Genomic DNA, 18,890 nt, shown 5'->3' on the forward strand with positions numbered 1-18,890 from the left:
CTCCACCGATAGCGGCCAATTTCGCGATCGGCATCCGTGGCGAAGGAGCATAGTTATCCGAGCAGCCAGGTCTCGAAGCGCTCCTGCGCCTTGGCGCTGCTGGCGCCCCACCACGCGGCATCCATGACGAACATGTCGGCAAAGTGTTTCGGATGGGTGGGCAGTATGTCGGCAAGCTTCGGCTCTATAAGGTCGAAGGACTTTGGATTACAGGGACCGCTCGTCGAATACTTAACGAACTCTGCCTGGTTTTCTGCCGCCGAGGCGAATTCGATGAACTCGCGCATCAGCTCCACATTCGGCCCGCCCTTGAGGATGGCGAAACCGGCGAAGGAGAACATCGCGTCCTTCCAGACGATCTTGACCGGCGCACCGTCATCGATGGCCACTTGGGCGCGACCGTTCCAAGTAATCAGGCAATCGACCTCACCCGTTTTCAGCATCTGCGAGGTCTGCGCCCCGCCGGTCCACCACACGGCGACGTCCTTCTTGATCCTGTCGAGGCTCCGGAAAGCGCGGTCCAGATCAAGCGGATAGAGTGCATTCTTTGCGACGCCATCGGCAAGAAGCGCCGGCTCCAGCGTTCCGCTGGCATGCTTGCGCACGGATCGCGCTCCCGGCACGTCAGCAACGTTCCAGAAATCGGCAAAGCTTCGCGGCGGCTTTTTGCCCATCGTGTCGGTGCGGTAGGCGAGGACCGTGGCATAGCCCATGGCCCCGATGAGGAGATCGCTGCGGAGCTCTGCCGGAATCTGCGAAGCGTTCGGGCCGAGACCGCCCTCGCCGACCACCGTTTCGAGATATTTGGTGCCTGACAGGACATCGACGTCGCTCATGTCGAGAAGCGCACCGTCCCAGGCATAATTGCCCGCATCGACCATCGCCTTGATCTCGCCGGTCGGGCCGTGGGACGACTGAACGCCGATGACATCGACGCCGGCGGTCTTGGCGAACGGCTCGAAGAACGCCTTCTTATAGGCCTCGCCGACGGGGCCGCCAGGGTCGCGGATGGTCAAGGAGCGACTTGCAGCTGAGGATGTCCTGACGAACGGCGTGGCGAGCACAGCACCGCCTGAAACGGTCAAGAAGGTCCTGCGGCTGAGGGCCGCCTTCGGCAATTGCGTCGTCTCGGACATGATCGGTTCCCCTATCGCTTCTGCGTTTTCTCAGCAAGTTCAGCGCAATCAACGGGGAGGGTCCAATCGAATTATGGGGGCAATTGATGCATAAATGTAATGTGAGAAAGGCCTAGTGGTTCGACTCCGACATTTGCATCCGCCCGGATACCACCCTCGGAGCAAATGTCAGAGTCAAGAAAACCACGAGCAAGTTATTGGTTCTAGTGGAGCTTTTGAATTTGACATTTGATCTGGAACTGATGTCAGGCGGGGCTCAAATGTCAATTCGCTCCACTAGTTCACGCAACGGGCGCTCCCGAGGGGGCCGAAAAGCGGCGCGTGGAGGTTTTCCGCTCAAATCGCTTCGAATTGAGCCAGAGCCTTGTTCCGCGCTTCCGCGAGCACGGCGATGAACTTGCGCGTTACCGCCGAAGGCGGCCGCAAGACCGGCATCACCATTGCGTAGCTCGCCCTTACCAAGGGTCTGAAGCGCCGCATGACGAGCCCATGTCCAGCAAAGTCGGCCGCAGCAAACGGGCTTAGGACAGAAACGCCAGCGCCGCTTATGACGAAACTGCAGACCGTGGCGGCAAACTGGGTCTCAATGTGTTGCTTCAAGGTAAAGCCGGCGTTTTCCAGAATATGATCCACCTGTTGTCTGGTGACGTCGTCCTTCACCAATCTGATAAACGGGAGACCGGCGATATCGGCCGGCACGATTTCAGTCTTCGCGGCGAGAGGATGCCCTGCCGGAAGAATGCAGACGCAATCGACACCGGCGAAGTGTTCTGCATGATGGTTGAGATCGTTTGGCGGCCCCGGCAGGAAGCCAAGGTCGAATTCTTGCGTGGAGGTGATACCTCTGACGAAGCCCGAACTGCGCACCTGTAGGGACACTTCGACATTCGGATAGAGCTCTGAAAAGCTGGTAATTACGCGCGGTAGGAAGCCGAACCCCAGCGCGGGCAGCGACGCAATCCGCAGATGGCCGGTGTTGAAATTGGTGATGTTGTCTGCAAAATGGCGAAGATTTTCGAGCCCAACGAAAGCGCGCTTGACCTCCTCATAGAAGGCCACACCTTCTGGAGTTGGCTGAAGACCTCGACCGACCCGATGGAACAACTTTATCCGCGAGACCTTTTCAAGGCGTTCGATTTGGCGGCTCACAGCTGGTTGGGAAAGATTGAGGAGTTCGGCACCAGCCGTAATACTGCCCGTGCGCATCACGGCCTGGAAAATTTCTATCTGCCTCAGATTCATTCTTTACCCGCCTGCGAGCTTCGGCTCTTCAAGCCGGATAATCCACCGACCAGGCGGACGAGGCAAGGCGTGGGGGACGGCGTTGGCAGGTGAGGTCTTTCCGCTCCTTATGTTCAGCAGAAACCCGCGGGTGATGCCCCATCCAGAGCCATGGACTTATCACGCTTCCATCCGACGGTCTCGTGGGGACTGGCGCCTCGGGTGGTGACACGCATCAGCCGCTCGATGCGCTTGAGGCCACAACTGATGCCGTCCGCCAGCACGTCGCGCCAGACACGGACCTCTCGGCGGGGGTGGATCACGATGTGATCGACCGGATCAATCCGGGCGCGGGCGAGGAAGTGGCCTGAGCACAAGGCCGCTCGGCTTCCGGATGCCGATTGCCACAGTTTCTCCAAACTCGCGCTTGGGCTGTTTCATGATGTCCGTTATTTCCGAGTTTTACGGAAGATAATCATCAATCCATGACGTAATGGACTTCATTCGGCTCCCCGTCGCGGTGCGCCGACGTGGCCGACGCCAGACAAGGTTTCGTGATCCGATTGAATCTGGAGAAGTGGCGATGCGGTGCCGCCCCGCGTCGCCGCCATTGGCAGGTTCTTTACTGACCGGGGACTGCAGCCATAGCCGCGCGTGCCTTCTCGACCACATCCGCGCCGATCTTCTCGCTGTATTCCTTCACGACAGGGGCAACGCGCTGGCGCATCGCAGCGAGGGCTTCGGGCGTGGGTTGGGTAATCTTGAAGCCCTTCGCCACGAGCTCCTTCTCGAGATCCTGCGCCGACTTGCGGGAAATTTCCCGCTGGAAGGCCGCCGATTCCTTCGCGGCGTCCATGACGATCGCCTTGTCTTCGTCCGAGAGGCTCGAGAACCATTTCTTGCTCGCGAGAAGAACAAACGGCGTGTAGACGTGGCCCGTCTTGGCGAGATGTTTCTGCACCTCGTAGAACCTTGCCGTATAGATCAGAGCGTACGGGGTCTCCTGCGCATCGACGGCGCCATTTTCGAGGGCGCTGTAGAGTTCAGGCCAGGGAAGCGGCGTCGGATTGGTGCCCAGCGCCTTCCAGGTCGCGATGAACAACGGGTTGGGGATGACGCGGATGTTGATCCCTGCCATATCCTCCACCGTGTTGATGGGACGGGCCTTGGTGGTCATGTGGCGGAAGCCGTTGTCCCACCACGCCAGCCCGACGATGCCGGTCTTTTCCTTCAGTTGCGCGAACAGTTGCTCGCCGACCGGGCCGTCCATGACGGCATCCACGGCGGCGAAGTCTTTGTAGAAGAACGGAAGGTCGAAGATCATGAACTGCGGCACAACGCCGACCAGATTGGGCGTCGGGCCGACCATGATGTCGATGAAGCCGGCCTGAACCGACGCCTGCATCTCGGGCTCGCTGCCGAGCACGCCGTTACCGAAGGTATCGATCTTGATGCGACCGCCGCTCTTCTCATTGACCAGCTTCGCGAAGTGGCGCGAGGCCTGCCCCACCGGATGGTCTTCCGTGGGCACGTAGCCCAGGCGGGCATTCTGGGCCATGGCCGGAGTGGCGGCCAGAAGGCCTCCGACAAATGCTGCAGTCAGAAGCAAGAGTTTCATTCGGTTCTCCTCCCAAAGATTGTTCACGCAACCAGGATTTGCCGCTTGTCCGCAGACGCGTACAGATCCGGTATGACGTGTCTTGCGCCCTACACTCTCAACAAGACCAGATTGTCCACAATATGGGCGAATTGTCCAAAAGATATGATGGGGCAGACGACTGCCCATTGTCAACGCTTCTCGGCACGCTCCGGAGCGCGGCGGCGAGATGGCTGGCGTCGGGTGGGCGCCTTGACCGCTCCCGGTTGACGACGCGCGAACCCTGGCCGCCGATCGGCGGCTAGGTTCAATCGACATTCAGCCCTTTCAGCCGTCATGGCCGGGCTTGTCATTGAAGTCGGGCTTGCCCGACTTCAACTTGTTCAACGCGGAACTCGGCTACAGCCGAGTTCCGTTGCCATCCCGATGAACTGAGGCGCCCTTCTGATCGGGATCACCGGAACTCGGCTGTTGCCGAGTTCCTGACCAAAAGCCGAAATTCGGATAAATCCGATTTCGGGGACAAGCCCGGTGATGACGGTGGTATCTATTTGGCAATACTTGAATGTCGATTGCTCCTAAGGCACGGGCGTCATCGCCGCTCCGCTTTGGAACCGGGCGAGCAAGTTCCGCGCGGGGAGATCGGCCATCGCGGTATGCGTCGCGACCGACGCGGATCCGATATGCGGAAGGATCGTCAGGTTCTCGAGCGCCAGCATGTCATCCGAGACATTGGGCTCATCTGCAATGACATCCAGACCGGCCGCCGCAATGGTTCCCGTCCGGAGGGCGTCGATCAATGCCTCCTCATCCACCACAGTTCCACGGCCGACATTGATGAACACGCCCTCCGGTCCAAGGGCGGACAAGACGTCGGCATAGCTCAGCGTCATCGACATAATTGTCCATAATATAGACAATATATCCACATTTATTTTCGCGCTATAGCAGAGCTTGTCAATGGCCGTAGCAGCGGGCATGCCGAACGCTAAGCTTGACATTTGCAGAGTTCCGATTGATGCTTGGACAATATGTCCACAATATGGACGAATGGAGCAAGGGCGTCACGCCCTGCACGCTCCTCAAAACGCGCCGAATGCTACCCGGTGGCTGCGGCGGTGCATTTGGGGGTGGATACATCGAGGAGAGCGGCAGCGTGAATACTCGCAGCGTGGATACTATAACTTATCTTACAAATATCAGTTTCGGGCTTGGGGCGGCCGAGTCGTTGGCGGAGATCTTGCGCGAACTCGGCGTCGCGAACCCCCTGGTCATCAGCGATCACGGCGTCCGGGCCGCTGGCCTGCTTCAGCACCCTGCTTTCGCGTTTCTGAATAGCGCGCCGACCTTCCTGGACGTCCCCTCCAACCCGACCGAGAGCGCAGTCGCGGCGGGTCTGGAGCTCTACAAACAAGGCGGTTGCGACGGGGTGGTGGCGATCGGCGGGGGCTCTCCGATTGATCTCGCCAAGGGCGTTGCGCTGCTCGCCACGCACGACGGCGAACTTGAGCGCTACGCCGCGATCCTGGGTGGCGTGGCACGCATCACGGCTGCTGTCGCGCCGCTCGTGGCCGTCCCGACAACCGCGGGTACGGGATCCGAGGTCGGGCGCGCCGCATTGATCACCCTGAATGACGGCCGGAAGCTGGGGTTCATCAGCCCCTATCTGATCCCTCGCAGGGCGGTCTGCGACCCGGAGTTGACGATGGGGCTGCCTCCGGCATTGACGGCCGCGACCGGACTCGACGCGCTGTCCCATTGCATCGAGACCTACCTGTCTCCCCGCTACAATCCGCCGGCCGAGGCAATAGCCGTCGACGGTTTCCAACGCATCTGGAAGGCTTTGCCCGTCGCCTACGCGGATGGCTCGAACGCTGAGGCCCGGAGCGATCTCATGATGGGTGCCCTCGAAGGCGGCCTGACGTTCCAGAAGGGGCTCGGCGCCGTCCATGCACTCAGCCACGCCCTGGGTGGTCTGAAGGAGGCGCGCCTCCATCATGGGACGCTGAATGCCATCCTGATGCCTCCGGTGCTCCGGTGGAATGTGGAAGTCGAGGCCGTGGCTGAAAAAGTAAGCCACCTTGAGAGCCTGGCAGGCCTTGAACAGACAACCCTCGCAGACGCGCTGGACGATTTGAACCGCCGTCTGGGCATCACGCCGCGATTGTCGGAATTGGGTGTGCCCCGGCATGTCATCGATTGGGTCTGTGAACGGGCTCTCGCCGATCACAGCCACCCCACCAATCCACGCCCATTGACCAAGGAAGATTACGCCGCGATCCTTCAATCGGTCTTCTAGACCAGGAAAGCCCTCAGACAAGAAGCGCGGAGGCCAATCCTTGAGACCAATTGTAATCGTGACGGGCGCAAGCCACGGCATCGGCGCCGCGACGGCGCGTCTGTTCGCCGCTGACGGCTACGATGTCTGCATCAACTATCTCTCGGACGCTGCGGCTGCGTCCTCAGTCGCGGAAGACTGCAGGGCGGCAGGCGCCCGCGCCATCGCCGTGCAGGGAGACGTGGGGGCAATCGAGGACATCCAGGCCCTGTTCAGCGCATGCGACGATGCGCTGGGGCGGGTGACCTGCCTGATCAACAACGCCGGGATCATCGGCAAAGCCGGCCGCATAGAGGATCTGCAGCCTGCCACCCTGGAGGGAACCTTCAGGGTGAACGTATTCGGCGTCATGTATTGTATCCAGGAGGCAGCGAAACGCATGTCCACCCGTCGGGGCGGACAGGGCGGGACAATCGTGAACATGTCGTCCCTCGCATCCTACCTCGGTAGCCCCAACGAATACGTGCACTATGCCGCGAGCAAGGGCGCCGTCGAATCCATCACCTTCGGTGCAGGCAAAGAACTGGCACCGGAGGGCATTCGCGTGAACGCCATACGTGTCGGGACCACCAACACGCGGATACATACCCAGGGCGGAAACCCCGAGCGGCCCGCCAGGATTGCGGCAGCAACCCCCATGGGGCGCATCGCAGAGCCCGACGACATCGCGCGCGCGGCCCTGTGGCTCGCGTCTCCCGGCTCCGGGTTCGTAACAGGCACCCTCATCACGGTGTCCGGGGGGCTCTGAGCCCCAGACCTATCTCAGAGGGAGTGCCAGGAAACCTGGCACAGCTGCCGGGATCGGTCGGCGCACTCATTCCCGGACCTGCCACCGAACTTTCCGCCAGCGGCAATTGACTCGGTTTCGCGCCGATTGAATCGCGGATTCTCGGGTCAGGCTCCTGTTCAAGCTGCCGCCCGAGATGGAGGAACGCCGCGCCGGCCGCGTAAGCTCTGAGGGCTCAACGCATGCCAACGCGGTCGCCCTCCCCCAGCCGGACGCTTCTTTATCTGGCTAACGAAGGCCGGCGGCAAGCCCGCCGCGCCGAGCGCCCTCGCCTATCGGCACGCGCATCTGACCTGACCCAGCAGTTGCAAGTCCATTCGCCTCAGGCGTCCCCATGGCCGGGCCTCGTCGAGGCCCGCCGTCGCATGTCGCGTGCAACGCCGCGACGGTTTGAACTCAGTGCAGCCAAGAGGCTGGCACGGTCACCAGAGCGGGAAACAGGACAAGCAGCACAATGAGTATCATCTGCGCCGTGAGGTAGGGCATGGCACCCTTCGTAGCGGCCTCCATGGAAACCCCGCTGATTCCACACACCGTGTTGAGCACCGTTCCGACAGGAGGCGTGATAAGGCCCACCGCATTGACCATCATGAAGATGACCCCGAAATAAACCGGGTCGATCCCCGCCGCCTTGACGATTGGAACGAGGATCGGCACCAGTATCGTGATGCAGGGTGCGAAATCGAGCGCAGTGCCGACGACGAAGACGGCCACGACGATCATCCCCATGAGAAGGATCGGAGAGTCCAGGAAGGGCTGGAGGAGACCGACCAGCTGGGCGGGCATATTGGAAATCGTCAGCATGAAGCCGGAGATCATAGAGGCTGCGACCAAAAGCATGATCACTGCCGTCAGACGCCCGGCGCCCAGCAGCGCGTCATAGAGGAGCCGCAGTGTCAGCTCTCGATAAATAAACACCCCCACGAACAGGGCATAGAAGGCAGCAACGACGCCGGCCTCCGTGGGCGTGAAGATGCCGAACCGCAGTCCACCCAGGATGATCGCCGGCATCATCAGCGCCCAACCGGCAGTCCTGATGGTTTTCGGGATGTCCCTGCGCGGAAGTTTAAGCTGGACCGACGCCGTTTCCTTTTTGGAGAGGAACCACCAGGCGATCATGAGGCTCAACCCCATCAAAAGCCCGGGTATGATTCCGGCGAAGAACAGGCCGACGATCGAGATATTTGCCGTGACGCCCAGAAGGATGAACCCGACAGACGGCGGGATCACAGGGGCAATAATGCCCGTCGCCGCCATCAAGCCCGAGGCGCGCCCCAGGTGATAGCCCGCATCCCGCATAAGAGGGACGAGCATGACGGCGAGCGTCGCCGTATCCGCGATCGCCGACCCCGAGACGCTGGCAAGCACCAGGCCCGTGCCGATGACAACGTAGCCGAGGCCGCCACGTATATGACCGACGAGCGCCAAGGCCACGTTCACGATCCGGCGGGAGAGGCCGCCCGCGTTCATGAGCTCGCCCGCAATCAGAAAGAACGGGATCGCCATCAGCGGATAGCTGTCTGCCCCATTGACCAGCCGCTGTGCGAGGATCTGCGCATCCAGATTGCCCATCAGCAGCATCATCGCAACGCCCGACAGCATCAGCGCGAAGGCAATGGGGACCCCGATACCCATCGCACCAAGGAGAGACGCGATAAAGACCAATCCGCTCACGTTGTTTTCTCCGCATTGAGCGCCGGAGATACGACCGGTGGGGGCTCAACATGCTCTACGCCCGACCAAGGGGCTGGCAGGATGCCGCGCAGCGAGCGCCACAGATCAACAAGGAGAACCAGAGCCATCAGGATGGCGGCGGCGAGCCCCGCGGCGTAGATGGCGCCGACGGGAATTCCCGACAGGGCCTGGACGTTGCCCCACTCGATCAGGGTGAGCGACCAGCTGCCCTTTGCCAGGAGCCAGCAGCACCACAGCATCAAGCCGTATGAAGCGAGAAAGCAGACGAAGCGCGCCCCGCGCGGCAAACGGACGACCAGCGAGTCGACGCCGAGATGCGCCCCCTTGGCCAGGGCCACCACGGAGCCCAAAAAGATCACCCAAACGAGGACCACACGAGACACTTCGACGGCAAACGGAATGCCTGAGCTGAAACCGTAGCGCAGCACGACATTTGTGAAGATCAAGAGGCTTATGACGGCCATGCCGACGACGACGAGAACGTCAAAGACCTTAAAAAGCCAACGCAACGGTTCGGGCATAGTTCTCCCCAGAAGGTTGTGCGCTCATGCGACGTCCTCGCCGCACGCTGACGAGGCTATGGAGAATGCGAGCATGGCGCTCCAGCATGCCGGTCGGGCCAGGAACGCCCTATCGCGTGATCGAGGCCTGCGCTGCTACCCCGGTCGAACAGCGCGCGGGAGCAAAAGCGACGTTCCCTCCAACCACCGGGACTGGAGGTTTCAAGCCTTGCTTCCCGCGTCAGACGCCTTCCACCACCGTCAGATGGGCCTTGGCATATTTGACGCGTGCCTCGATGGCCTTCTGATACTCAGGAGAGTTGTAGCAGGCGAGGGCGGTCTCGTAGTCCTTGAACTCGATCACAGCCACGCGGTTCGCGTCCGGCCCTTCCATGACCTGGTGTTTTCCGGCGCGAACCACAAAAGTGGCACCGTATTTGTCGAAAGCGGCCTTGTTCAAGGCAATGTATTCTTTATAGCCCTCCTGGTCTGCAATATCGACCATTGCAACCCAGTATCCTTTTTTTGTCATTGCTTATCCTCCCAGCAGCCATTCCCGCACCCTCTCGCAGAAGGGCGGACTGCCCGATGCGTTCACTGTCGGTGCACGTGAGCTTGCCGTTGACCCTCCCCGATCATACGACTAGAACCGAACTCTGGAATACTGACTACAATATGGACAGTTTGCCCACGAACGTGTAGTGCCGCCATGTTCCGTTGTCAAGCTTGCAGGGAGTTATGCCATGAGCCTGAGTGACATCCAGGACGAAGCCGATGTGCGGGCTCCCCATCCCGTGCAGGGAGCGGCTTCGTTCTCAAAGTTCATGGCAGTGCTCCAGATCATCGCGGATTCCCCCGGGACACTGGACATTGCCCAACTGACCAAGCGTGCGCGTTTCCCGCGGGGGACGGTCTACCGACTTGTGTCGGCGCTGATCGCCGAGGGACTCATCACGCAGTCCGGGGAGAGCGGAACATTTCGCCTTGGGCCGCGCCTTCTCCAGCTCGCCGCCAAGACCTGGGAGGATTCCGATCTGCGGACGATCGCCAGGGACTTTCTGGTATCGCTCCGCGACGCAACGGATGAGGCTGTGCACCTCGCGGTGCCCAGCAACAACCGGATGGTCTATATCGATAAGTTGGTCGGCTCCAGCACGGTTCAGATGAAGACGAGCATTGGCGGCCAGGTTGAACTTCACTCCACATCCGTGGGCAAGGCGTGGCTGTCCGGCCTGCCGGATGAGCGGTTGCTGGACGTCATCAAGGGGTTGGAGTTAAAGCGCCACACCGCCAATACGCTCACGACGCCCGAGGCGCTGCTCGCGGAACTGAAGCGGACGCGCGAGCAGGGGTTTGCATTTGATGACGAGGAGAACGAGCCGGATATTCGTTGTCTCGGCAGCCCGATCTTCAATCGTCAGCGGGAACCGGTCGGAGCGATAAGCGTCAGTATGCCCGTATACCGGCACGACGCGCGACGTCACGAACTCTGCGCCAGGCTGGTGCGTCAAACGGCGAAACGGATCACTGCCGAATTATCCAGGATTCTGTAGCGCCGTCGTTAGAGCGCGGTTCGATCTGATTGCATCAAATCGGCGCTCTAACCTCCTTTATTTCAAGCATAATCTTATCGATCCTCGTTTCACTCCGGTCGGATTATGCTCTAGATGTCGTTTCCAAGAAGGTTGTTCAGCCTTGTCCATGGCGCAAGGCCGTTGTGGGCTGAGTGGGGCCTGACGAGGTTGTAGTCGTCGAGCCAGGTCGGCATGGCTTCGGTTCGGCGCATCGTACCATCAGATTTTTGAAGCTGCCCCCTGTTCGTCAACAGCTCAGTTTGGCACCTTTCGTCGGCGATCCGGCAGTGCCGTAGCGGATGGCAGGTCATCGCGTCGATATCGATGCCATCGAGGATCCGATGCAGCTGCTCGCCAGCGCGATATGGCCAAGACAATGGGGTTCGATGCGACTTCTATGCGAGGATGCTCCTCACGCCATCGAAAAGCGTCCGACCAGACGGCTGCCATCGTAATTCGCGGCCGATCATATCCGATATGACTCGTTGGGCGGCACCGCGGGTGGTCGCGAGACGAAGGATTTCACATCGGTGATTTGCTTGCCGAACGTGCTGCCCCCACGCCGTTGTTCGCGACTGCGGACGCGGCCGCACCAGCGCTCGTATGGTTTCGAGCTCAATCGGATCGACCTCGGTCACGACCACATCGAAGGTCGTGTACGGCATGAGCTGGAGTAACTGCAGCCGGGATACGGGACCGTTTTCCAGAAATGCAAAGATGCCGTCGAGCGTCGGCTGCCCACAGGTTGCATAGGCAAAGGTGACGTCGGCGTCGGTCACGTCGGCTATAGCAGCGGCGAGAAAGTCGGCCAACGGCATAGGGCCGCCAGATCGGGCGTACAGGGGGCGATCGAGGTCACCAAGGTGGTCGGCAGCTGCCTCGGCAATGATATCGGCCCCCGTGCCCCTCCACTGGCCGCGTGCCTCGACCAGCACCCCCCTGGGCGGTGCCAGGGCACGACCTGTCGCGAGATCGAGATCGATGACGGCGATCTCTGCACCCAGAGGCCACGGCTGCATCACCGGCGTGCCCTCGATCTCCCCGAAAAAGCGGCCGAGCGTATGGCCGGCGATGATCAAATCGATTGCCCCCCGCCAGGAACGGCACCGGTCGGCAAACATGACCTCGTCGACGAGGTAGCGACCGTTTGCGCGAAAGCTCCAGTCAACGCCATCATGAACGAGAGCAACGACGACATCGGCACCCTGATGCCTCAGTTCGCCGGCGATGGCAGGAACATCGACGTCCAACTGATCATCAGGTGTAGGCATCCGGCTGGTGTCTGCGACGGTCCAGAAGCGCATCGCATGGAGATTGTGATGTGTGAGGCCGATGACCCCGACCGTACCGGCCGATGTCGGCAACATGGCCGTCTGCGGCAGGCCGATCGCGACGTTGGAACAAAGCATGGGACAGCGCAGGTCGGCCACGTGAGCCTGTAGAAACGCGGCGCCAAAATCGAGATCGTGATTGCCGACGACCGATACATCGATACCGAGTTCACCGGCCGCGGCCAGCCCGCCGCGACCTTGCGTCGCCACTGTCAGCGGTCCGCCCTGCGTCAGATCTCCGCTGTCGATCCACAGCGCCGCGCGGGTCTTCAAAGTCCGAGCCGCCGACCGCAAACCTTCGCCGCCGGCGAGAGACCCATAGGAGGTGGGGATGGTCGCAAACGACCCGAAGAAGTCGTGGGTACTCAGGATGCGGACATCGCGGGACATCGGACCTCTCATGATCGGTCGACATGTCGAAATGACGCGCCCACAGCTTGGCAATTCCGGCGTCTGGACGCGGCCTCCGAATGGCTAAAGAGCCAAAGATTCACGGGGCACTAACCTGTGAGGGCGGCACCGACAATGGCCACACCGCGGGCGACGTCCTCGCGTTGCAGCGGACTGCTCAGCGATATGCGAACGGCACTGGGACACGGCCGTTCGTCGACGGCGAAAAGCTCGGACGTACGCACCAGAACACCCCGTTGCTCCAGTCGGGCTGCAAAATCATGGCGGCCGATACGGTCTGGCAGGCGCAACCAGAGGTGCATGGCGCCCCTTGGGCTCGCGATGTCCGCGCCTGCAAGTATCTCCGCGGCCAGTGTCTGGCGGATGATGGCTTCCTCGCGAATGGCCGAGCAGATTTGTTCGGCCGTGCCCGTCTCGATCCAGTGCGTCGCCACCGCCGTCGACATTGGCGCAGGAAACCAGTGGGACAGCCGGCGGATCGGTTCGACAAAGTCACGGCAAGACGCAGGTGACGGCGCGACGAGATAAGCAACGCGCAGCCCGTGGGCCAGGCACTTTGTGACGCCCATGATGTACCAGGTGACATCCGGTGCGATGGCCGCGATCGGGCGGGGCGCGTCAGGATGTAGCCGCCCGAGCGGATCATCCTCGATCAGCCAGACACCGAAATGCCTTGCGATGGCGGCAATTTCCAGCCGGCGCGTTTCGGACATGATCGCCGTGGTGGGATTGTGTACTGTCGGATTGCAATAGAGCGCACGGGGGCGATCCGTCCGGCACGCATGTTCGAAGGCTTCGGGCAGAATGCCCTCCGCGTCGAGCGGAAGTCCCTTCACCTTCACATGCGCCCTCTCCGCGAGGCTTTGCAGCACCGCGTAGGACAGTTCTTCGGCAAGCAGCAGCCCCCCGGGGCCGACGAACTGCTCCAGAAGGAGAAGCAGAGCGCCCTGCGTGCCATTGGTGACGACCACCCGTTCGGCTGCGATCTCTTCCCGGAAACGGGACGACAGCCATTGTGCGCCGGCCTTCCGATCCCGCGCGGAGCCGCCCGGCAATCCGGTGCGAAGCGACATGGCGAACTGCGGATCCTGCGCAAATTCAGTCAATGTCCTGCCCAGCTGTTCCGGCAGAAGCGCGGGAAAGGGAGGGATCGACCGCGTGAAATCGATCGCCGTTTCAGCGTCTGGAGGCGAGGAGACGGCCGTCTTGCGGAATGTCATGCTGTTAACCATTGGCGGGCACCGGGTCGGGGAGGTGCGAGGGAAAGGCGCGGTCAATGACGCGGCGCGCGAGAACGACGTCGTTGACAATCAACGCGTCAGGTTGGAAGCGGAGGAGCGTTGTCAGCGCCTGCTCGTCGGTGTCGCCGATCCGGCGATCCCCGCCGCCACAGGTGACCATCACGCTGAGCCCGCGTGCGCGAACCGTTTCCATGAGACCCTGCGTCACACGCGGTTCGTGGAGGCGGATCCATTGCCCCTCGCGGATCGAGGCAAAGGCGGCAATCGCCTCGACGTCGAGCATCAGCCCGACCTGCCTTAAATCCGGCCACCGACGCGCGATCTGGCGGGCGGTAGCGGCATCATGGACGCCGACGATCCAGTCCCGCGGCACGTCGAGTTTGTGGATGGTTTCGAGCAGATCCATCTGGCGCGCTGCCGTCTCCTTCACGTCGAGATAGATGGGGCGTCCTATCGCGGCGACATCCCGGAAGCGCGCGATCTCAGGCTCCGCCACCTGCAGGACGGCGAAGCGCATGGCCGCAACCGGCACGGCGCCATCGGTCGCTGTCGTGATGTCGGGATCGTGACGGCAGATCGGAATCCGGTCATGTGTCAGCCGCAGATCGACTTCGAACGCGTCGGTGCCAGCCGCGGCGGCGGCCACGCAGGCGGCGTGCGAATTCTCGGCGCCGGCCGCCACCCCGCCGCGATGTGCGATCGTCAGCGGCGGGCGGCCGGTTGCGGCTGTCATCGTCCAGATCGACATGAGCGTCTCGATCTCCCCATTATCCCGTCAGGCCCGTCTAATTGGGCAGCAGCAGCTGAACGTCCCGCTTCATTGCCGCCATCGCGTCCTCGGGCGTCCGCTTGAGCGTGAGAACGGACTGAAGGTGCTCCTTGATGACCGCCGTAATCTTCAGCGAGTTGCTTCCGGGAAAGGCGTACCACTCGGTCAGGCGCGGCAGCTGATCGATCGCCGCCTGGCTGTTGGGTCGCTGTGCGACAAGACGGCCGAGTTGCTCCGGATTGGCGAGGGCCAGACGGTTGACGGAGAGGAGGCCGGTTTGGGTGCCCATGATCGTCTGGGCTTCGGGGCCCGCGGCGAAGCTCAGAAGCGCCCAGGCCGCCTTCTGTTTGGCAGGGTCCTTGGTGAGGACCATCATGACCGTGCCCGCAGCGGGAATGCGACCGTTCGCGCTGCCAAGCGGTAGAGGCGCCGCTCGCAGTGGGAAAGCACCAGCCGACAGCTTCTCAAGGCCCGGCAGGGCACCGCTCGATGTCACGAGCAAGCCGATCTTGCCGGCGGCGAAAGCCTGCCTCGCCTGGTCGCGCGTCATGTCCACGCGCCCCTGGCCAGCCTCGCCGAAGGAATGGAGGACTTTGAGGGCTTCGAGCCCCGCGGGACTGTCGAAGTCGATCGTCCGGTCCCCAGGCTGCATCATGCGGCCGCCCAGCGTCGCGACAAGTGCCTTGTAGGTCCAATTCCCCGTGTTGTCGTATTCGAAAAACCCGCCCAAAGTATCCGGCTGCAAGGCGCTGATACGCTTGACCAGATCAATCGTGGCCGGCCAGGTGGTCGGGAAATGATCGGGATCGCCGCCCGCCTTGCGAACCAGCTCGGCATTGTAGGCGATAACGGGTGTCGAGACCCCGAAGGGCAGGCCATAGAGCTTGCCATCAATCGTGCCGACCGCGCCGGCGCCCTCCACCAGGCCGATCCGCTCCAGCGCGACCGGCGTCGCCCCGATCTGGTCGAGCGGGACGGCCAACGCACGATCGACGAGTGGCCGCATCAGGTTCGGACTGACGAACAACACGTCCGGCAGGTCGCCCGTGATGGCCGCGCGCAGCGTCGTCTGCACCAGTTCCTCGTCCTCGCGCTTGGCGGGGATCAGCTCGATCCGTACGCCGGGCGTGGCCTTCTCGAAGGCTCCGGCGAGCGCCTCATAGGTCTTCTGATAGATTGACGGCGCCGTGGCGACCTGGATCGTGACGGCTTCGGCTGCCAGGGCGCTGTGGGAGAAGCACAAAGCGGCTCCCAACGCCGCGATGCACGCGCGTTTCATGGACTTCTCCTGAAGGATCATTGTTGCTGTCCGGAAGACGGGACTCGTCAGTGAATGCGAGGGTCTGTTCTGACGGCCGGCTCACTTCGTGGCGCCGGCCGTCAGGCCTTCGATGAACCACCTCTGGGCGCAGAGAAACGCGATGAGAAGCGGTGCGACGACGAGACTGGCGCCGGCCATCAAAGGACCGTAGTCGTTGCCAGCCTCCTCATTCTTGAATGCCATGATGCCCAGCGAAGGCGGCATAAGTTCTTCCTGGCGGACGGCGATCAAGGGCCAGAACAGGTCGTTCCAGTGTGCAACCACCGAGAAGATCGAGAAGGCGATCACGGCCGGCATTGCCATCGGCAGCATGATGCGCCAGACGATGGAGAACTCAGACAAACCATCGAGCCGGGCAGCATGGACAATGTCGTCCGGTATACCTTTGAAGAACTGTCGGAATAGAAAGATGCCGAACGGCGAGACGACAAAGGGAAAGATCAGTGCGGCATAGCTATTCAGTAGGCCAAGCTGATAACCAAGGATGAAGAGCGGCAGGGCCAGCACTTGGTGAGGGATCAGGAGCGCCACCAGTACCAGTCCGAACACCACTTCCCGTCCCCGGAAGTTCAGTTTCGCCAGCGCGTAGGCTGCCGGCGCGCAGAACAGGATCTGGAGGGCGAGAATTGCCGCGCAAACCGCGACACCGTTCAGCATGAAGCGCGGAAGCGGCGCGGCCGTGAGCGCGGTGGTGTAGTTCTCCCAGGCATTCCAACGGTCTGGGAGGAGGGAAAACCCGCCGTGGAAGATCTCGCCCGGCGGCTTCAAGGAAAGGCTGATCATCCATACGAAGGGCAGCAGCATCATCCCCCCCGTGACGATGAGAACGGCGTGCCGGGTGAGCCTCGCCGGCAGCGACAAGCGATGCGCGCTCATGAATAGTGCACCTTTCGATCCATCACCCGGGCCTGGAAGAGGGTGAGCGACACGACGATCGTCAGGAAGACGACGGTGATAGCCGCGCCGTAGCCCGTTCGCAGGAACTCGAAGCTTTCGCGATAGAGCGTGTAGAGCAGCAACTCGGACGCCTTGCCCGGTCCGCCCTGTGTCAGCATTTGAACGGTATCGAAGGCTTCGAAGGCCCTGAGCGCCACCACGATGACGACGAACATGGACACCGGGCCGAGCATTGGCAGCGTCACCGTCAGAATGCGATCCATCCAGGAACTCGCGCCGTCAATGTCGGCGGCGTCATAGAGGTCACGCGGGATGGCTTTCAGCCCGGCCATGAACAAGACGAGAGCAAAGCCGAGATTCTGCCAGATCCCGATAATGGCGAGCACGGGCAGCACTGTCCGTTCGTCCCGCAGCCAATTTGCAGTCGGTGCTCCGATCGCCGCCAACATCTGGTTGACCAGGCCGATCGTGGGATGCAGCAACGCCTCCCACGCGATCGCCATGGCCGCAAGCGTCGCCATGAAGGGCAGAAAATGGATAGCTCGGTAGAAGCTGCGGAAACGGCTGTCGGCCTCGATCAGGAGAGCGACCACAAGGGCGCAAACGACCGTCCCCGGCACCACGATCAAGACGTAGACAAGTGTGTTGCCAAAGGATGCACGGAACGTTGCATCCGCGAAGATCTCTTGAAAATTTGCCGCCCCGACGAAGGACAGCGATTGCGCGCCAAACTGCCAATCCGTCAGCGCAATACCAAGAATAGCAAGCGTCGGAAGCAGAAAGAGCACGAGCAACAGCAGAAGCGCGGGGCCGACGAGCGCACAGGCCCTGAGCACCTCGCCGCGCCGTCGGGACCGGGCGGCGTTCCCGACGGCTGCGGGGGATGCGGCCGGATGGGCATGCATGGTCATGCTCGCCCCCGCAACGTCGTGACTGTCGCTTCCCGGTTCGGTAGCCGGCTCCCATCCGGCCGGAACAACAGAACGCGAGACGCATCGATGCCGAGATGGACGGTCTCTCCAATACTGAGCGACGGGGCGCGGTCCGTCGCCAGGCGCGCGATGAGGGGGGCCCCGGCACCCGGAAAATCGCAATGGACGAACAAATCCGATCCAAGATGCTCGACGAGGTGAACGCGTGCGCCGAGCGTGCCCGGCGCGAAGCGGTCGACGTAATGGAACGCCTCGGGTCGAATGCCGAGGACAATATTCGTTCCCGGCTCGCACCCGGTCGGAACCGGCAGGGTTGCACCGGCAACGTCGATCGTTTCCGGAGTGCGTACAACGGCATCGAGAAGATTGATCTTGGGGGAGCCGATGAATTCGGCGACACGCCGGTCGTTCGGTTCCGCATAGATCGCGTCGGGCGGTGCGACCTGCAGGAGCTCGCCGTCGAGCATCACCGCCACCCGATCCGACAGGGTCATGGCTTCGGCTTGGTCGTGGGTGACATAGATGAAGGTCACGCCCAGGCGTCGATGCAGTTCCTTGATCTCGGCCCGCATCTGCACACGCAGCTTGGCATCGAGATTGGAGAGCGGCTCGTCCATCAGAAACACGGCCGGATGGCGCACCATCGCGCGCGCCACGGCAACACGCTGACGCTGACCTCCGGACAATTGGCCGGGCTTGCGGTCGAGAAGATGTTCAATCCCGACAGACTTCGCGACTTTTCCGGCCTCGCCGGCAATCTCCTTCCTGATCCGTGCGCTATTGGGTAGGCAGCGGCCAAAAAGGGGAAGTCGCTGCCAGGACGACAAGCGCCGCATCTTCAAGGGCACCGAGATATTGTCCCGCACAGTCATATGCGGATAAAGCGCATAGGACTGGAAGACCATGGCCACGTCACGCTTCTTCGGGTGAAGGTCGTCGACGACACGATCGTCGATGGAAATCGTGCCACCATCCTGAATCTCAAGGCCCGCAAGGATGCGTAGGAGTGTCGACTTCCCGCAGCCGGATGGCCCGAGCAGGGTCAGAAACTCGCCGTCCCTGATGTCAAGGGATACACCCTTGAGCACCTGCGTGGCTTCAAACCCCTTTGTGATACCGGCGATAGACAAGCTTGCCATA

General features: G+C 61.8%; 18 protein-coding genes and 1 pseudogene. 4 read left to right on the top strand and 15 right to left on the bottom strand.

All coding sequences use genetic code 11. The features are described 5' to 3' along the window. Positions 1–53: 53 nt before the first annotated feature. Both C7450_RS27005 and C7450_RS27010 read right to left on the bottom strand, forming a co-directional pair. A complete protein-coding gene (locus C7450_RS27005) occupies positions 54–1,136 on the bottom strand; it encodes a polyamine ABC transporter substrate-binding protein (RefSeq protein WP_110377590.1) in 1,083 nt (360 codons plus the stop codon). A gap of 336 nt (positions 1,137–1,472) precedes the next feature. Continuing rightward, the gene (locus tag C7450_RS27010; RefSeq protein ID WP_110377591.1) at positions 1,473–2,378 is read right to left on the bottom strand and encodes a LysR substrate-binding domain-containing protein; all 906 of its coding nucleotides are present in this window, start codon (positions 2,376–2,378) and stop codon (positions 1,473–1,475) included. A 182-nt stretch (positions 2,379–2,560) separates the two neighbouring features. Here C7450_RS27010 and C7450_RS34145 point away from each other — a divergent pair, with 182 nt between their 5' ends. After that, positions 2,561–2,728, top strand: a complete 168-nt coding sequence (locus C7450_RS34145; RefSeq protein ID WP_170147462.1) for a hypothetical protein — start codon at positions 2,561–2,563, stop codon at positions 2,726–2,728. A 251-nt stretch (positions 2,729–2,979) separates the two neighbouring features. Here C7450_RS34145 and C7450_RS27015 read toward each other — a convergent pair whose 3' ends face one another. Next, positions 2,980–3,975, bottom strand: a complete 996-nt coding sequence (locus C7450_RS27015) for a TRAP transporter substrate-binding protein (protein ID WP_170147463.1) — start codon at positions 3,973–3,975, stop codon at positions 2,980–2,982. 557 nt (positions 3,976–4,532) lie between these two features. Then, a pseudogene (locus tag C7450_RS27020) lies at positions 4,533–4,829 on the bottom strand (NAD(P)-dependent oxidoreductase); the annotation flags it as partial. A 296-nt stretch (positions 4,830–5,125) separates the two neighbouring features. Here C7450_RS27020 and C7450_RS27025 point away from each other — a divergent pair. Both C7450_RS27025 and C7450_RS27030 read left to right on the top strand, forming a co-directional pair. Then, positions 5,126–6,253 carry an iron-containing alcohol dehydrogenase gene (locus C7450_RS27025; protein WP_110377660.1) on the top strand — a complete coding sequence of 376 codons (1,128 nt, stop codon included), beginning with the start codon at positions 5,126–5,128 and terminating at the stop codon, positions 6,251–6,253. 40 nt (positions 6,254–6,293) lie between these two features. Continuing rightward, positions 6,294–7,040: an SDR family oxidoreductase gene (locus tag C7450_RS27030; RefSeq protein ID WP_110377593.1), complete on the top strand. Its 747-nt coding sequence runs from the start codon at positions 6,294–6,296 to the stop codon at positions 7,038–7,040. 435 nt (positions 7,041–7,475) lie between these two features. Here C7450_RS27030 and C7450_RS27035 read toward each other — a convergent pair whose 3' ends face one another. The 3 genes from C7450_RS27035 to C7450_RS27045 form a co-directional block, all read right to left on the bottom strand. Further along, positions 7,476–8,753 (bottom strand): TRAP transporter large permease, encoded by a 1,278-nt coding sequence (locus tag C7450_RS27035; protein WP_110377594.1) that lies wholly within the window; start codon positions 8,751–8,753, stop codon positions 7,476–7,478. Next, entirely contained in the window at positions 8,750–9,295 is a 546-nt protein-coding gene (locus C7450_RS27040) for a TRAP transporter small permease (RefSeq protein WP_110377595.1), read from the bottom strand. Before C7450_RS27040 ends, C7450_RS27035 begins: the two co-directional genes overlap by 4 nt. 220 nt (positions 9,296–9,515) lie before the next feature. Then, positions 9,516–9,806 carry a DUF1330 domain-containing protein gene (locus tag C7450_RS27045; protein ID WP_110377596.1) on the bottom strand — a complete coding sequence of 97 codons (291 nt, stop codon included), beginning with the start codon at positions 9,804–9,806 and terminating at the stop codon, positions 9,516–9,518. Positions 9,807–10,017: 211 nt separating this feature from the next. On the opposite strand from C7450_RS27045, the gene C7450_RS27050 reads away from it, so the two are divergent. Further along, the gene (locus tag C7450_RS27050; protein ID WP_110377597.1) at positions 10,018–10,827 is read left to right on the top strand and encodes an IclR family transcriptional regulator; all 810 of its coding nucleotides are present in this window, start codon (positions 10,018–10,020) and stop codon (positions 10,825–10,827) included. Positions 10,828–10,937: 110 nt separating this feature from the next. Here the strand turns inward: C7450_RS27050 and C7450_RS34945 are convergent, their stop codons facing one another. From C7450_RS34945 to C7450_RS27090, 8 genes are all read right to left on the bottom strand, one after another. Then, positions 10,938–11,060 (bottom strand): integrase core domain-containing protein, encoded by a 123-nt coding sequence (locus C7450_RS34945; protein ID WP_146227554.1) that lies wholly within the window; start codon positions 11,058–11,060, stop codon positions 10,938–10,940. A gap of 183 nt (positions 11,061–11,243) precedes the next feature. Then, positions 11,244–12,452 (bottom strand): metallophosphoesterase, encoded by a 1,209-nt coding sequence (locus C7450_RS27060; protein ID WP_146227556.1) that lies wholly within the window; start codon positions 12,450–12,452, stop codon positions 11,244–11,246. 227 nt (positions 12,453–12,679) lie between these two features. Further along, on the bottom strand, positions 12,680–13,810 hold the full coding sequence (locus tag C7450_RS27065; RefSeq protein WP_170147464.1) for an aminotransferase-like domain-containing protein: 1,131 nt from the start codon (positions 13,808–13,810) through the stop codon (positions 12,680–12,682). Between the two features lie 4 nt (positions 13,811–13,814). Then, entirely contained in the window at positions 13,815–14,579 is a 765-nt protein-coding gene (locus C7450_RS27070) for a glycerophosphodiester phosphodiesterase (RefSeq protein WP_110377601.1), read from the bottom strand. Between the two features lie 37 nt (positions 14,580–14,616). After that, positions 14,617–15,879, bottom strand: coding sequence for an ABC transporter substrate-binding protein (locus C7450_RS27075; protein WP_170147465.1), 1,263 nt, complete (start codon positions 15,877–15,879; stop codon positions 14,617–14,619). An 81-nt stretch (positions 15,880–15,960) separates the two neighbouring features. Further along, positions 15,961–16,797: a carbohydrate ABC transporter permease gene (locus C7450_RS27080; protein ID WP_110377603.1), complete on the bottom strand. Its 837-nt coding sequence runs from the start codon at positions 16,795–16,797 to the stop codon at positions 15,961–15,963. After that, on the bottom strand, positions 16,794–17,729 hold the full coding sequence (locus C7450_RS27085; protein ID WP_110377604.1) for a carbohydrate ABC transporter permease: 936 nt from the start codon (positions 17,727–17,729) through the stop codon (positions 16,794–16,796). Before C7450_RS27085 ends, C7450_RS27080 begins: the two co-directional genes overlap by 4 nt. Next, positions 17,726–18,889: an ABC transporter ATP-binding protein gene (locus C7450_RS27090; RefSeq protein WP_110377605.1), complete on the bottom strand. Its 1,164-nt coding sequence runs from the start codon at positions 18,887–18,889 to the stop codon at positions 17,726–17,728. The genes C7450_RS27085 and C7450_RS27090 overlap by 4 nt, the downstream gene beginning before the upstream one ends. Between the last annotated feature and the right edge of the window lies 1 nt (position 18,890).

The organism is Chelatococcus asaccharovorans (assembly GCF_003201475.1).
GTDB classification, from domain to species: domain Bacteria; phylum Pseudomonadota; class Alphaproteobacteria; order Rhizobiales; family Beijerinckiaceae; genus Chelatococcus; species Chelatococcus asaccharovorans.

Bases quoted from the DNA above. Each gene is read 5' to 3' on its own strand.
- C7450_RS27015 (WP_170147463.1), bottom strand. From the start codon at position 3,975: ATGAAACTCTTGCTTCTGACTGCAGCATTTGTCGGAGGCCTTCTGGCC.
- C7450_RS27080 (WP_110377603.1), bottom strand. From the start codon at position 16,797: ATGAGCGCGCATCGCTTGTCGCTGCCGGCGAGGCTCACCCGGCACGCC.
- C7450_RS27045 (WP_110377596.1), bottom strand. From the start codon at position 9,806: ATGACAAAAAAAGGATACTGGGTTGCAATGGTCGATATTGCAGACCAG.
- C7450_RS27090 (WP_110377605.1), bottom strand. From the start codon at position 18,889: ATGGCAAGCTTGTCTATCGCCGGTATCACAAAGGGGTTTGAAGCCACG.
- C7450_RS27010 (WP_110377591.1), bottom strand. From the start codon at position 2,378: ATGAATCTGAGGCAGATAGAAATTTTCCAGGCCGTGATGCGCACGGGC.
- C7450_RS27005 (WP_110377590.1), bottom strand. From the start codon at position 1,136: ATGTCCGAGACGACGCAATTGCCGAAGGCGGCCCTCAGCCGCAGGACC.
- C7450_RS34945 (WP_146227554.1), bottom strand. From the start codon at position 11,060: ATGCGCCGAACCGAAGCCATGCCGACCTGGCTCGACGACTACAACCTC.
- C7450_RS27065 (WP_170147464.1), bottom strand. From the start codon at position 13,810: ATGACATTCCGCAAGACGGCCGTCTCCTCGCCTCCAGACGCTGAAACG.
- C7450_RS27075 (WP_170147465.1), bottom strand. From the start codon at position 15,879: ATGAAACGCGCGTGCATCGCGGCGTTGGGAGCCGCTTTGTGCTTCTCC.
- C7450_RS27070 (WP_110377601.1), bottom strand. From the start codon at position 14,579: ATGTCGATCTGGACGATGACAGCCGCAACCGGCCGCCCGCCGCTGACG.
- C7450_RS27050 (WP_110377597.1), top strand. From the start codon at position 10,018: ATGAGCCTGAGTGACATCCAGGACGAAGCCGATGTGCGGGCTCCCCAT.
- C7450_RS27085 (WP_110377604.1), bottom strand. From the start codon at position 17,729: ATGACCATGCATGCCCATCCGGCCGCATCCCCCGCAGCCGTCGGGAAC.
- C7450_RS27040 (WP_110377595.1), bottom strand. From the start codon at position 9,295: ATGCCCGAACCGTTGCGTTGGCTTTTTAAGGTCTTTGACGTTCTCGTC.